This window comes from Sphingomonas taxi (assembly GCF_000764535.1).
Lineage (GTDB): Bacteria > Pseudomonadota > Alphaproteobacteria > Sphingomonadales > Sphingomonadaceae > Sphingomonas > Sphingomonas taxi.
Map to the genome: position 1 here is coordinate 373,454 of NZ_CP009571.1, position 12,081 is coordinate 385,534.

A 12,081-nucleotide genomic window follows, 5' to 3' on the forward strand; every position below is an offset into this window, starting at 1 on the left:
GATGACGATGGTGCCGGTTGCAGGAATCGAACCCGCGACCTTCGGTTTACAAAACCGCTGCTCTACCAGCTGAGCTAAACCGGCAATCGGCGCACTCCATGGATCAAGCGATGCGGCTAGTCCAGAGGGGTTTGCCGCTTGCGGCGCAGCGCGTCCCAATGCGCCAGCCGTTCCTGCAGCCGCGCCTCGAAGCCGCGGCCGCTCGGTTCGTAATAGGTCTGCGGCGGCAGCTCGTCGGGCCAATAATTGGCGCCCGAAAAGGCGTCGTCGGTGTCGTGGTCATAGGCGTAATCGGCGCCATAGCCGATCTGCTTCATCAACTTGGTCGGCGCGTTGAGGATGTTGGCGGGCGGCATCAGCGAGCCCGTCTCCTTGGCGCTGCGCCACGCCTTCTTCTGCGCCATATAGGCGGCGTTCGATTTGGGCGCGCTGGCGAGATAGAGGCAGGCCTGCGCGATCGCCAATTCGCCCTCGGGCGAGCCGAGGAAGTCGTAGGTGTCCTTGGCGGCGATACACTGAACCAAAGCCTGCGGATCGGCGAGGCCGATGTCCTCGACCGCGGCGCGGGTCAGACGGCGGAGCAGGTAGAGCGGCTCTTCCCCGGCGGTGAGCATCCGCGCGAGATAATAGAGCGCCGCCTGCGGGTCGGAGCCGCGGATGCTTTTGTGGAGCGCGCTGATGAGGTTGTAATGGCCCTCGCGATCCTTGTCGTAGACCGCGACGCGGCGCTGGAGGAAGCTCGACAGGCCGGCGGGGTCGAGCGGCGCGTCGATCGCGACCGAGAACAAGGTCTCGGCTTGGTTGAGCAGGAAGCGGCCGTCGCCGTCGGCGCTGGCGAGGAGGGCGTCGCGCGCCGGCGGGGTGAGGGGCAGCGGGCGACCCTCGGCGGCCTCGGCACGGTCGAGCAGCTTGGCGAGCGCGGTAGCGCCGAGGCGGTGGAGGATGAGCACCTGCGCGCGGCTGAGCACCGCGGCATTGAGCTCGAACGACGGGTTTTCGGTGGTCGCGCCGACGAGGATGACGGTGCCGTCCTCGACGAAGGGCAGGAAGCCGTCCTGCTGGGCGCGGTTGAAGCGGTGGATCTCGTCCACGAACAGTAAGGTGCGCTTGCCGATGCGGGCGTGCTCGCGGGCCTCGGCGAACGCCTTCTTGAGGTCGGCGACGCCCGAGAAGACCGCGGAGATGGCGACGAAGCGCAGGTCGACCGCGGCGGCGAGCAGCCGCGCGATCGTCGTCTTGCCGGTGCCGGGCGGCCCCCACAGGATCATCGAGGACAGGCGCCCCGCCGCGACCATCCGGCCGATCGCGCCGTCGGGGCCGGTGAGATGCTCCTGCCCGACGACGTCGGCGAGCGTCCGCGGGCGCAGCCGGTCGGCGAGGGGGGCGTCGGCGCCCGGGAGGTGGGGGGTCGGCTCCGGTTCGAGGCCGGTGAGCAGGTCTGCCATCGCGCCGAGATAGGCGGGCGGGGCGGGCGCGTCACCCCCCTGCTAACTTCGCTAACCTGACACTAAGGCGCTATCCTGCTGCAACCGAAAATATATCTTGGAAGGCTCTTGCGCTCGTTTCCTGAAGATATATCTTCGGTGCATCGTGATAGCAGAAGGAATGACGATGTTTGGACATATGCATGGCCGCGGTGGACGCGGCTGCGGGCCGCGCGGCGGCTGGGATCGGTGGGCGGCGCAGGCCGAGGGACGGTTCGAGGGCTTTCGCCACGAAGGACGTGGCGGCGGCGGTGGCCGGCGACGGATGTTCGACGGTGGCGAGCTGCGGCTGGTGCTGCTGCGGATGATCGCCGACGAGCCGCGCCACGGCTATGAATTGATCAAGGCGGTCGAGGAACTGACCGGCGGCGCCTATGCGCCCTCGCCGGGGATGGTCTATCCGGCGCTGACGATGCTCGCCGAGATGGAGCTGATCGCCGAACAGCCGTCGGAGACGGCGCGCAAGCGCTTCGTCGTCACCGCGGCGGGCGAGGCGCATCTCGCCGAGCATGAAGAGCAGGTGGCGATGCTGATGGCGCGGCTGGCCGAGATCGGCGCGCATCGTGCGCGTCATGATCGGGCGCCGATCCGGCGGGCGATGCGCAACCTGCGCGACGTGGTGATGGAGCGGGTCGAGGCGGGCGATCTGTCCGACGATGCGGTGCACGAGGTCGCGGCGCTGATCGACGGCGTCGTCCAGAAGATCGAGCGGCTCAAGTGAGCGTCTCGGTCGCGCGTGTGCCGACGGGGTCGGCGAGCCGCTATCTCCAGCAACTGGCGAAGCATTGGAGCCACAAGATGGCGGTCAGCTTCACCGCCGAGGAGGGCAGCATCGCCTTTCCCAACGGATCGCTGCTGGCGATGAAGGCGGACAGCGACAGCCTCGATCTGGTGCTGACCGTGCCGGAGGGCGAGGACGAGGGCCGGATGCGCGAGGTGGTGGCGAGCCATCTCGACCGCTTCGCCTTCCGCGAGGCGCCGCTGACCTTCGATTGGCGGGCGGGGTAGCCCCTCATTCCTCCCCCGCAAGGGGGAGGGGGACCGCCCGGCGGCGCCGGGTGGTGGAGGGGGAGGATGGGGTGGGAGCATCGTAACGAAGCTTCCACCCTGTCCTCCCCCTCCGTCAGCGCCCTGCGCTGCCACCTCCCCCTGGCGGGGGAGGATTTATTAGCGGTCGACCAGTTCCAGATAGGTGTCGAGCACGGTCTGGTTGGCGGTGTCCCAACGGTAGGTCGCGGCCCGCGCCAGACCGGCCGCGCCCATTCGCGCCTTGAGCCCCGGTTCGGTGACGATGCGCTCGATCGCATCCGCATAGCCGGTGATATCGGTCGGCTCGACCAGAAATCCGGTCACGCCATGCTCGACGAGATCGACCGCACCCGTCGCCCGCGCCGCCACCACCGGCACGCCGGCGGCCATCGCCTCGGTGGTGACGTTGCCGAACGTTTCGGTCACCGAGGGATTGAAGAACACGTCCATCGACGCGACCGCGCGGCCGAGGTCGTCGCCCGACTGGAAGCCTGCGAAGATCGCGCCCGGCGCCTGTTGCGCGAACCAGTCCTGCGCCGGCCCCTTGCCGATCACCAGCACCTTGTGCGGCACGCCGCGCCGGGTGAGGTCCTTGATCACCTCCGCGAAGACGTCGAGCCCCTTTTCCTTGACCAGCCGGCCGAGGAAGCCGACCGCGATCTCGTCGTCGCCGATGCCGAGCGCGCGCCGCCAGGCGAGGCTGCGCCGTTCGGGCACGAAGCGATCGTGGTCGATGCCGCGCGACCAGATCGTGATCGGCGTCGTCACCCCCCATTCGCGCAGCAGCGCGCCCATGCTGGGGCTCGGCGGCATCACCCGGTCAACGCGATTGTAGAAGCGCCGCATCAGCGCCTTGATCCACGGTTCGACGAAGCCGATCCGGTAATAGCGGAAATAGGTCTCGAACCGGGTGTGGAAGGAGGCGAGGCTGGGGATGCCGTTGCGCCGCGCCCAGCTCACCGCGCCATGGTTGAGCAGGTCGGGCGCCGAGACGTGGACGAGATTGGGGGCGAAGGCTTCGAGGTCGGCGCGGGTCCTGGCGGGCAGATAGCGGCCGAGCAGATATTCGGCGCGGCCGCCCGGCATCGGGATCGCCGGCACCGAGACGAGGTCGCCGGTCGGCGGGAAGGCGGGCGGATCGATCGTCGGCGAATAGATGCGGACCGTGACGCCCTGCGCCAGCAGATGGGCGACGAGCAGGTTCAGCGCCTGATTGGCACCATCGCGCGTGTAATTGTAATTGCCGCTGAACAGCGCGACACGAAGATCGGAGGGTTGCATGCTGCCGCCGGCCATAGCGGCGCGATTGCGGCGTGACTATGTCGGCGGTTCAACAGCCAAGGGTGTCGCCGATGACCGATCTGTCCGCCTTTCCGATCACGCAGCGCTGGCCGGCGCAGCATCCCGAGCGCATCCAGCTCTATTCGCTGCCGACGCCCAACGGCGTCAAAGTGTCGATCATGCTGGAGGAGACGGGGCTGCCATACGAGGCGCACCGGATCGACTTCGGCCACGACGAGCAAAAGTCGGCAGCGTTCGTCTCGCTCAATCCCAATGGCAAGATTCCGGCGATCATCGATCCCGACGGACCGGACGGAGCGCCGTTCGGCCTGTTCGAGAGCGGTGCGATCCTGCTCTATCTGGCGGAGAAGAGCGGACGGTTCCTGCCGGCCGACCCGGCCGGGCGGTGGCAGGCGATCCAGTGGCTGATGTTCCAGATGGGCGGCGTCGGCCCGATGTTCGGGCAGCTCGGCTTCTTCCACAAATTCGCGGGCCGCGACTTCGAGGACAAGCGGCCGCGCGACCGCTACGTCGCCGAGGTGGTGCGGTTGCTGGGGGTGCTCGACGCGGCGCTGGGCAGGGACTGGCTGCTGGGGGCGGACTATTCGGTGGCGGACATCGCGCATCTCGGCTGGGTGAATGCTTTGGTCGGTTTCTACGACGCGGGCGAACTGGTCGGGTTCGAGCGGTTCGCGAACGTGGCGGCTTGGCTCGCGCGCGGGCTGGCGCGGCCGGCGGTACAGCGGGGGTTGGCGATTCCGGGGTGATCTCGAGTGCGCCGCATGACCGCTCCCAAATCCTCCCCCTTGCGGGGAGGGTTATCGCATATGATTGCGGTGATGAGGTTCGATCCGTTTCTTCATCAGATGCGTCACCCCGGACTGGTTCCGGGGTCCACCGAGCCGCAGGGGAACGGTTTCGAATCAAGCCTTTCTCCTCGCCGCAGGGTGGACCCCGGAACAAGTCCGGGGTGACGGAATAAGCATGGAAGACGACCGGCCCGCACGAGCGTCCATATAACATAGCCTTCCCCTGGCGGGTGAGGACTTGGGCTCGTTCCTCCCAACCGGTGTCCGCGCGGCCCGACCCGAAATCTGTTCCCTTCCCGTTCTCCTTTGCCTATATCGCGCGGCATGGCGAAACCGCAGAAACGATATGTGTGCCAGGCGTGCGGATCGGTGTCGCATCGCTGGGCGGGACAATGTGCCGATTGCTCCGAGTGGAACACGCTGGTCGAAGAGGCGAGCGCGGTGGTCACGCCGTTCCAGGCGAAGCACGACCTGCGCACCGGCGGGCGATCGTTCGAGCTGGTCGGGCTCGACGCCGATATCGTCCTGCCTGAGCGGATGGCGACGGGCATCGCCGAACTCGATCGCGCGCTCGGCGGCGGTTTCGTCGAGGGGTCGGCGACGCTGATCGGCGGCGATCCCGGCATCGGTAAGTCGACGCTGCTGCTGCAGGCCGCCGCCAAGCTGGCGCTCGCCGGCAAGAGCGTCGCCTATGTCTCGGGCGAGGAGGCGACCGATCAGGTGCGGCTGCGTGCGCGGCGGCTGGGCATCGGCCATGCGCCGGTGCAGCTCGCCGCGGCGACCTCGACGCGCGATATCCTGACGACGCTGTCGATGGGGCCGCCGCCGGCCTTGCTGGTGATCGATTCGATCCAGACGATGCATTCCGACCTGATCGAGGGTGCGCCCGGCACGGTGAGCCAGGTGCGTGCGTCGTCGCAGGAGCTGATCCGCTTCGCCAAGGAACGCGGCACCGCGCTGGTGCTGGTCGGCCACGTCACCAAGGACGGGTCGATCGCCGGCCCGCGCGTGCTCGAACATATGGTCGACACCGTGCTCGCCTTCGAGGGCGAACGCAGCCACCAATATCGCATCCTGCGCGCGATCAAGAACCGCTTCGGCGGGACCGACGAGATCGGCGTGTTCGCGATGCAGAGCGAGGGGCTGGCGGAGGTCTCCAATCCCTCCGCGCTGTTCCTGACGCAGCGCGACGAGGGGGTGACGGGGACGACGGTGTTCCCCGCGCTGGAGGGGACGCGGCCGGTGCTGGTCGAGATCCAGGCGCTGGTGGTGCGGCTGGCGAGCGGGGCGACGCCGCGCCGCGCGGTGGTCGGCTGGGACAGCGGGCGGCTGGCGATGATCCTCGCGGTGCTCGAGGCGCGCTGCGGGCTGAGCTTCTCCAATGCCGAGGTCTATCTGAATATCGCCGGCGGCTATCGCGTGCAGGACCCGGCGGCGGACATGGCGGTGGCGGCGGCGCTGGTGTCTGCGCTGTCCGAGCGGCCGGTGGCGATCGACGCGGTCGCGTTCGGCGAGGTCGCGCTGTCGGGCGAGATCCGGCCGGTGGCGCATGGCGCGCTGCGGCTGAAGGAGGCGGGCAAGCTGGGGTTCGAGCGCGCGCTGGTGCCGGCGGCGGTGGCGAAGGAGGAGAGCACGCTGCGGATGACGGGGTTCCGGACGCTGGGCGAGTTCGTGGATCATATGCTGGGGCGGTGATCGGGGGGGCTGCCGCTTCGTCGGTCCGCTCCGTCCGGCGCTTTCCCCATTCGTCATCCCGGCGAAAGCCGGGACCCATGGTGGCGGGCGGTGGATGGTGCGTGCCATCGCTGGCGGCGCGGTGTCCATGGGTCCCGGCCTTCGCCGGGATGACGAAGAAGGGGCCGGACGAAGTGGGGGACCTCGACCGCACCGAGCCACGAGGACCGCCCCCACGACCACCAAGGACTAGCGCCCCCGCCCGCGCATCCCTATTCCCTTGGGCATGGCGCTGACCGCTCTCGACATCATCGTACTCGTCGCCGTGCTGGGCGCGGCGCTGCTCGGGCTCAAGCATGGCTTCGTTACCGAAGTGCTGTCGCTGTTCGCCTGGGTGGCGATCGTCGCGATGCTCAAGCTGTTCCACGTCGCGCTCGCCGCGAAGCTGGCGGGCACGATCGGCACCGCGTCGGGCGCGGCGGTGGCAGCGTTCGTGGTGATCGCCGGCGGTACCTATATCGGCGGCAAGCTCGTCGCCAATGCGATCGGCAAGCGGACGCGGCAGTCGATCCTCGGCCCCGTCGATCGCGCGCTCGGCTTCGGCTTCGGCGCGCTCAAGGGGCTGATCATCGCCAGCCTCGGCTTTCTCGTCGCGGCGCTGCTGGTCGATACCGCGCGCGGCGGCCCGGCGCAGCGGCCCGACTGGATGACGCAGTCGCGCTGCTACAACCTGCTCAACGCGACCAGCGCGGGGATCGCCGATTTCGTCGACCGGCGGCGGCGCGGCCTGCCGGTGTTCGGCGCGCGCCAGAGCCTCCGGTCCGATGCCTCCGACAATGCGAGCAGTCCACGATGAATGCGCCCCTCTACAATGCCGAGATCCTGCGGCTCGCGGCGTCGATCCCGCATCATGCGCGGCTCGACCACGCGCAGGCCACCGCGGAGAAACGTTCGCCGATCTGCGGCAGCCGCGTGACGGTGGACGTCGGCGTCGGCGACGACGGCCGGGTGAGCGAGGTCGGGCTGCTGGTGCGCGCCTGCGCGCTGGGGCAGGCGTCCGCGTCGCTGCTCGCGCGCGACATCCTCGGCAAGACGCCGGAGGAGCTGGCGGCGGCGCGCGATGCGCTGACCGCCTGGCTGGCGCGCGAGGGCGACATGCCGGACTGGCCGGGGCTCGACGTGTTCGCGCCGGCGCTCGATTATACCGCGCGGCATCCGTCGATCCGGCTGGCGTTCGAGGCGGCGGCCGAGGCGGCGTTCGCGGCGCGCGAGGCGCATGCCGATGCATGAGGCGGCCGGCGGCGCGTCGATGCTGCGCGACGGGGTGATCCTGCTGGGGTTCGGGCTGGGCTTCGTGTTGCTGTTCCGGCGACTCGGGCTGGGTGCGACGCTGGGCTTCCTCGTCGCCGGCGCGGTGGTCGGGCCGCATCTGCTCGGCCTCGTCGGCGATGCCGAGGCGAAGATCGGGGTCGCCGAGCTCGGCATCACGCTGCTGCTGTTCATCGTCGGGCTCGAGCTCAACCCGACGCGGCTGTGGCGGATGAAGCAGGAGATCTTCGGGCTCGGGCTGATCCAGGTGGTGGTGTGCGGGCTGGCGATCACCGCGGTCGTCTGGGGCGCCGCACATTTCTCGCCGACCGCGGCGCTGGCGCTGGGGCTGCCGCTGGCGCTGTCGTCGACCGCGCAGGTGCTGCCGCTGCTGCAATCGTCGGGGCGGTTGCGTACGCCGTTCGGCGAGCGGGCATTCTCGATCCTGCTGTTCCAGGATTTGTCGATCGTGCCGCTGATCACGATCGTCGCGGCGATGAGCCGCAACCCCGCCGATGCGGGCGGACCGCCGGGCTGGCTGCTCGCGCTCTATACCGTGGGCGCGGTGGCCGGGCTGATCCTGGTCGGCCGGTTCGTGCTGCGGCCGCTGTTCCGGCTGATCGGCAATCTCGGCGAGCGCGAGATGTTCGTCTTCGCCGCGCTGTTCACCGTCATCGCCAGCGCGGCGGTGATGGAGGCGCTGGGGCTGTCGACCGCATTGGGCGCGTTCATCGCCGGCGTGATGCTCGCCGACAGCCCCTATCGGCACGAGCTGGAGGCGGATGTCGAGCCGTTCCGCTCGATCCTGCTCGGCCTGTTCTTCCTCGCGGTCGGCATGATGCTCGACCTGCATGCGATTTCCGAACGGCCACTGTTCGTGGCGAGCATGGCGCTGGCGCTGATCGCGACCAAGACCGCGGTCATCATGGGGATCGGCCTCGCCTTCAGGATGACGTGGCGCAGCGCGCTGGCGCTCGGCGTGCTGCTCAGCCAGGGCGGCGAGTTCGGCTTCGTGCTGTTCGCGCAGGCGCAGCAGGGCCTGCTCGTCGCGCCCGAGGCGGCGAGCCTGTTCGGCGCGATCATCACCGTGTCGATGGCGACGACGCCGTTCCTGATGGGCGCCACCCGCCGCTTCCGCGAGGAGCCGGTCGCCAAGGACCAGGCGCGCGACGGACCCAAGGCCGACGGCGCCAATGCGATCATCGTCGGCTATGGCCGATTCGGCCAGACGGTGGGGCAGATGCTGCTCGCGCAGAAGATCCCGGTGACGCTGATCGACCGCGATATCGAGATGATCGACATCGCCGGCGAATTCGGCGCCAAGGTCTATTATGGCGACGGCACGCGGCTCGACCTGCTGCGTCAGGCCGGCGCGGCGGAGGCGGAGCTGATCCTGTTCTGCATCGACGGCGACCAGATCGAGCCCGATACGCTGGAGGGGGTGCACGAGGCGTTCCCCGATGCCGCCATCTACGTCCGCGCGTTCGACCGGCGCGCGCTGGTCAAGCTCAAGAAGTCCTCGGGGGTGTTCGTCGTGCGCGAGGTGCTCGAATCGGCGGTGAAGATGGCGCGCGTCGCGATGCGCGACCTCGGCATCGCCGGCGCCGAGATCGATCGTGCCGAAGAGGCCTATCGTGCGCGCGACAAGGAGCGGCTGCGCATCCAGATCGAGGCGGGGGATATCCGCGCGGCGCGGTCGATGGTCGCCGAGCAACAGCCATGGGGGAATGATCCGCGATGATCGTGGCGATACTGGCGGCGCTGTCGGGCGCCATCGCGGTGGCGGCTGGCGCATTCGGTGCGCACGGCGCGAGCGGCCCGGCGGTCGATTGGCTCAAGACCGGCAGCCATTACCAATTGATCCATGCGGTGGCGGCGCTGGTCGCGCTGCGCTTCGAGGCGCGCGGGCCGGCGTGGCTGTTCGTCGTCGGCGGCGCGATCTTCGCGGGGACGCTGTATCTGATGGCGCTCGGCGCGCCGCACTGGTTTGGTGCGATCACGCCGGTCGGCGGCGCGCTGCTGATCGGCGGCTGGCTGTGGCTGGCCTGGTCGCTGCGCGGCGCCTGACCCGTCAGAGCAGCGGCCGGCCGCGCGCCGGGTCGTAGCGGACGATCTCGCGCAGCGTGACCAACGTCTCGAACTGCAGCACGGCCTCGTCCGCCGCCAGCATCGTATCGGCGAAATGCTGATAGGCCGCGATCGTCGGCACCGCGACGATCAGCAGGAAGTCGGTGCGGCCGGTGACGTTCCAGGCGCCGATCACCTCGGATCGCGCCTGCATCCGCTGCGCGAAGGCGGTTTCGGTGCGCAGGTTGCTCTGGTGGAGCTGGACGAGGACGTGGATCGTGATCGACGGGGTGAGCCGGGCGGGATCGATCACCGCGACATCGGCGACGATCACCCCGGTGCTGCGCAGCCGTCGCAGCCGCCGCAGGACGGCGCTTTCGGATAGCCCGACGCGGTCGGCGAGCACCCGCGCCGGCAGCAGATTGTTGCGCCGGACGAGGTCGAGCAGCCGATGGTCGAAGGGATCGAGGGCGACGGTTTCGGTCATGATCGGTCAGATTATGCCGCGATCCGCCGCGCGATGCCAGATTAGGGCGACCGCCGTCGCCCGACCGCCGCTAGAAGGTCGCTATGGAGACCCGATATCCTCCCGGCGCGGGGCACCGCCTGCTGCCCTATGCGGCGCTCATCACGTCGATCATGACCTTCTGCGTCGGCACGTCCTTCGCCAAGCGGCTGTTCCCGCTGGTCGGCGCCGAGGGGACGAGTGCGTATCGCGTCGGCTTTTCGGCGATCGTCCTGCTCGTGGTGGTGCGGCCGTGGCGGTTCGGGCTCGCGCGGGCGGATGCGGCGCGGATCGTCCGCTACGGCGTCGCGCTCGGATCGATGAACCTGTGCTTCTACATGGCTTTGCGCACGCTGCCGCTCGGCCCGACGATCGCGATCGAGTTTCTCGGGCCGCTGGCGGTATCGCTGTTTCACGCGCGGCGGGCGGTGCACGTCGCGATGGCGGCGCTGGCGGTCGCGGGGCTGGCGCTGCTGCTGCCGCTGCGCGTCGGCACGCAGGCGCTCGATCCGGTCGGCATCCTGTTCGCGCTCGGCGCGGCGACCGGCTGGGGCTGCTATCTGGTGTTCGGCAAGCGGACCGGTCATCTGCCCGCGGGGCAGGCGGTGGCGTTCGGTATGGCGACCGCGGCGCTGCTGGTGGTGCCGATCGGCATCTATCACGCGGGGGCGCTGCTGCTGACCCCGGCGTGGCTCGGGCTGGGGCTGATCGCTGCGTTGCTGTCGAGCGCGATCCCGTTCTCGCTGGAGATCGTCGCGCTTAAGCATATTCCGGCACACACGCACGGTGTGTTGCTCAGCCTCGAACCCGCGGTCGGCGCGTTGGCAGGCGTCCTGCTGCTCGGCGAGACGCTGACGCCGGCGCAATGGGCGGCGATCGCGATGGTGATGGCCGCGTCGATCGGCATGATCGCAACCACCGATCATGTCCGCACAGATATGGAAGGACCGGAGACATGATGGACCCAATGGCGGCACCAACCGAGGACGCGCGCCTCGCCGCGTTGCTGGCGGCGGAGGACCGGGCGCTGGCGCTGCTCGAGATGATCGAGGCGCGCGGGCTGATCCGGCCGGGACGCAGCGAGCGCGAGATCGAGCAGGACATCCGCGGCATCGCGCGCGACGCGTTCGGTGTCGAGCGCGACTGGCACAAGCGCATCGTCCGCGCCGGACCGAACACGCTGGCGATCGCCGCGGACAATCCGCCGATCGTGACGGTGCAGCCGGACGATATCGTCTTCCTCGATCTCGGCCCGGTGTTCGGCACCTGGGAGGCGGATGTCGGGCAGAGCTATGCGGTCGGCGACGATCCCGCCAAGCGAGCGCTCGTCGCCGAATTGCCGCGCCAGTTCGCCGCGATCGCGCAGCGGCTGGCGGCGGAGCCGGACATCACCGGCGCGGCGCTCTACGCATATGCCTGCGCCGGCGCGGCGGCGGCGGGCTATCGCTTCAGCGGGCGGATCGCCGGGCATATCGTCGCCGAATTCCCGCACGCGCGGCTGCCCGGCGAGCGGCAGGCGCATCATATCAGCCCGGCCAATCCGTTGCCGCTGAGCGATCCCGACGCCTTCGGACGGCGGCGCCACTGGATCATCGAGGTGCATCTGGTCACCACCGACGGCGCGTTCGGCGGCTTCTACGAGCGTCTGGCGCGCGGGTGAGCGGTGGGGGGCTGAGATGCGGACGCGGGTGAAGATCTGCTGCCTTGCCTTGCCTCGCCCGCCGGATCGCTGTCGATCGTTCGAAGAAGGAATGTTTCGCGCAGAGGCGCGGAGGCGCGGAGGGGGCAGCGCGTGAGGCAATCTCACCCGCGGTCTCGACGGCTCGCGGGAAGCAACGTCACGACGACGAACGCAACACCTCCGCGTCTCTGCGCCTCTGCGCGAAACCCGATCACGTCGTGGCCGCGCTGACGGAAATCGCCT

The 12,081-nt window shown here is 69.3% G+C and carries 13 protein-coding genes and 1 tRNA gene; 10 read left to right on the top strand and 4 right to left on the bottom strand.

Annotated elements, in window-relative coordinates; all coding sequences use genetic code 11:
* Window positions 1-8 precede the first annotated feature (8 nt).
* Together MC45_RS01625 and MC45_RS01630 are read right to left on the bottom strand one after the other, a co-directional pair.
* Window positions 9-84, bottom strand: a tRNA-Thr gene (locus MC45_RS01625).
* Window positions 85-116: 32 nt separating this feature from the next.
* On the bottom strand, window positions 117-1,445 hold the full coding sequence (locus MC45_RS01630; RefSeq protein ID WP_038658708.1) for a replication-associated recombination protein A: 1,329 nt from the start codon (window positions 1,443-1,445) through the stop codon (window positions 117-119).
* Between the two features lie 166 nt (window positions 1,446-1,611).
* On the opposite strand from MC45_RS01630, the gene MC45_RS01635 reads away from it, so the two are divergent.
* Window positions 1,612-2,205: a PadR family transcriptional regulator gene (locus MC45_RS01635; RefSeq protein WP_038666204.1), complete on the top strand. Its 594-nt coding sequence runs from the start codon at window positions 1,612-1,614 to the stop codon at window positions 2,203-2,205.
* Entirely contained in the window at window positions 2,202-2,492 is a 291-nt protein-coding gene (locus MC45_RS01640; protein ID WP_038658711.1) for a DUF2218 domain-containing protein, read from the top strand. The genes MC45_RS01635 and MC45_RS01640 overlap by 4 nt, the downstream gene beginning before the upstream one ends.
* 159 nt (window positions 2,493-2,651) lie before the next feature.
* Here MC45_RS01640 and MC45_RS01645 read toward each other — a convergent pair whose 3' ends face one another.
* Window positions 2,652-3,794 carry a glycosyltransferase family 4 protein gene (locus MC45_RS01645; protein WP_038666206.1) on the bottom strand — a complete coding sequence of 381 codons (1,143 nt, stop codon included), beginning with the start codon at window positions 3,792-3,794 and terminating at the stop codon, window positions 2,652-2,654.
* A 71-nt stretch (window positions 3,795-3,865) separates the two neighbouring features.
* On the opposite strand from MC45_RS01645, the gene MC45_RS01650 reads away from it, so the two are divergent.
* The 6 genes from MC45_RS01650 to MC45_RS01675 all read left to right on the top strand — a co-directional run bounded on the left by MC45_RS01650 (window position 3,866) and on the right by MC45_RS01675 (window position 9,652).
* Entirely contained in the window at window positions 3,866-4,561 is a 696-nt protein-coding gene (locus MC45_RS01650) for a glutathione S-transferase N-terminal domain-containing protein (protein WP_038658714.1), read from the top strand.
* Between the two features lie 366 nt (window positions 4,562-4,927).
* Window positions 4,928-6,298 carry a DNA repair protein RadA gene (gene radA, locus MC45_RS01655; RefSeq protein WP_038658717.1) on the top strand — a complete coding sequence of 457 codons (1,371 nt, stop codon included), beginning with the start codon at window positions 4,928-4,930 and terminating at the stop codon, window positions 6,296-6,298.
* A gap of 265 nt (window positions 6,299-6,563) precedes the next feature.
* The gene (locus MC45_RS01660) at window positions 6,564-7,133 is read left to right on the top strand and encodes a CvpA family protein (RefSeq protein WP_038658719.1); all 570 of its coding nucleotides are present in this window, start codon (window positions 6,564-6,566) and stop codon (window positions 7,131-7,133) included.
* Entirely contained in the window at window positions 7,130-7,567 is a 438-nt protein-coding gene (locus MC45_RS01665; RefSeq protein WP_038658722.1) for an iron-sulfur cluster assembly scaffold protein, read from the top strand. The genes MC45_RS01660 and MC45_RS01665 overlap by 4 nt, the downstream gene beginning before the upstream one ends.
* Window positions 7,560-9,326, top strand: a complete 1,767-nt coding sequence (locus tag MC45_RS01670) for a cation:proton antiporter domain-containing protein (RefSeq protein ID WP_038666208.1) — start codon at window positions 7,560-7,562, stop codon at window positions 9,324-9,326. The genes MC45_RS01665 and MC45_RS01670 overlap by 8 nt, the downstream gene beginning before the upstream one ends.
* Window positions 9,323-9,652 (top strand): DUF423 domain-containing protein, encoded by a 330-nt coding sequence (locus tag MC45_RS01675; RefSeq protein WP_038658725.1) that lies wholly within the window; start codon window positions 9,323-9,325, stop codon window positions 9,650-9,652. The genes MC45_RS01670 and MC45_RS01675 overlap by 4 nt, the downstream gene beginning before the upstream one ends.
* Before the next feature lie 4 nt (window positions 9,653-9,656).
* Here the strand turns inward: MC45_RS01675 and MC45_RS01680 are convergent, their stop codons facing one another.
* A complete protein-coding gene (locus MC45_RS01680; RefSeq protein WP_038658730.1) occupies window positions 9,657-10,139 on the bottom strand; it encodes an Lrp/AsnC family transcriptional regulator in 483 nt (160 codons plus the stop codon).
* An 83-nt stretch (window positions 10,140-10,222) separates the two neighbouring features.
* Here MC45_RS01680 and MC45_RS01685 point away from each other — a divergent pair, with 83 nt between their 5' ends.
* Both MC45_RS01685 and MC45_RS01690 read left to right on the top strand, forming a co-directional pair.
* Window positions 10,223-11,116 (top strand): EamA family transporter, encoded by an 894-nt coding sequence (locus MC45_RS01685; protein WP_038658733.1) that lies wholly within the window; start codon window positions 10,223-10,225, stop codon window positions 11,114-11,116.
* On the top strand, window positions 11,113-11,817 hold the full coding sequence (locus MC45_RS01690) for a M24 family metallopeptidase (RefSeq protein ID WP_081974293.1): 705 nt from the start codon (window positions 11,113-11,115) through the stop codon (window positions 11,815-11,817). Before MC45_RS01685 ends, MC45_RS01690 begins: the two co-directional genes overlap by 4 nt.
* The last annotated feature ends 264 nt before the right edge of the window (window positions 11,818-12,081 follow it).

Bases quoted from the DNA above. Each gene is read 5' to 3' on its own strand.
- MC45_RS01635 (WP_038666204.1), top strand. From the start codon at position 1,612: ATGTTTGGACATATGCATGGCCGCGGTGGACGCGGCTGCGGGCCGCGC.
- MC45_RS01660 (WP_038658719.1), top strand. From the start codon at position 6,564: ATGGCGCTGACCGCTCTCGACATCATCGTACTCGTCGCCGTGCTGGGC.
- MC45_RS01650 (WP_038658714.1), top strand. From the start codon at position 3,866: ATGACCGATCTGTCCGCCTTTCCGATCACGCAGCGCTGGCCGGCGCAG.
- MC45_RS01665 (WP_038658722.1), top strand. From the start codon at position 7,130: ATGAATGCGCCCCTCTACAATGCCGAGATCCTGCGGCTCGCGGCGTCG.
- MC45_RS01630 (WP_038658708.1), bottom strand. From the start codon at position 1,445: ATGGCAGACCTGCTCACCGGCCTCGAACCGGAGCCGACCCCCCACCTC.
- MC45_RS01690 (WP_081974293.1), top strand. From the start codon at position 11,113: ATGATGGACCCAATGGCGGCACCAACCGAGGACGCGCGCCTCGCCGCG.
- MC45_RS01675 (WP_038658725.1), top strand. From the start codon at position 9,323: ATGATCGTGGCGATACTGGCGGCGCTGTCGGGCGCCATCGCGGTGGCG.
- MC45_RS01680 (WP_038658730.1), bottom strand. From the start codon at position 10,139: ATGACCGAAACCGTCGCCCTCGATCCCTTCGACCATCGGCTGCTCGAC.
- radA (WP_038658717.1), top strand. From the start codon at position 4,928: ATGGCGAAACCGCAGAAACGATATGTGTGCCAGGCGTGCGGATCGGTG.
- MC45_RS01670 (WP_038666208.1), top strand. From the start codon at position 7,560: ATGCATGAGGCGGCCGGCGGCGCGTCGATGCTGCGCGACGGGGTGATC.
- MC45_RS01645 (WP_038666206.1), bottom strand. From the start codon at position 3,794: ATGCAACCCTCCGATCTTCGTGTCGCGCTGTTCAGCGGCAATTACAAT.
- MC45_RS01685 (WP_038658733.1), top strand. From the start codon at position 10,223: ATGGAGACCCGATATCCTCCCGGCGCGGGGCACCGCCTGCTGCCCTAT.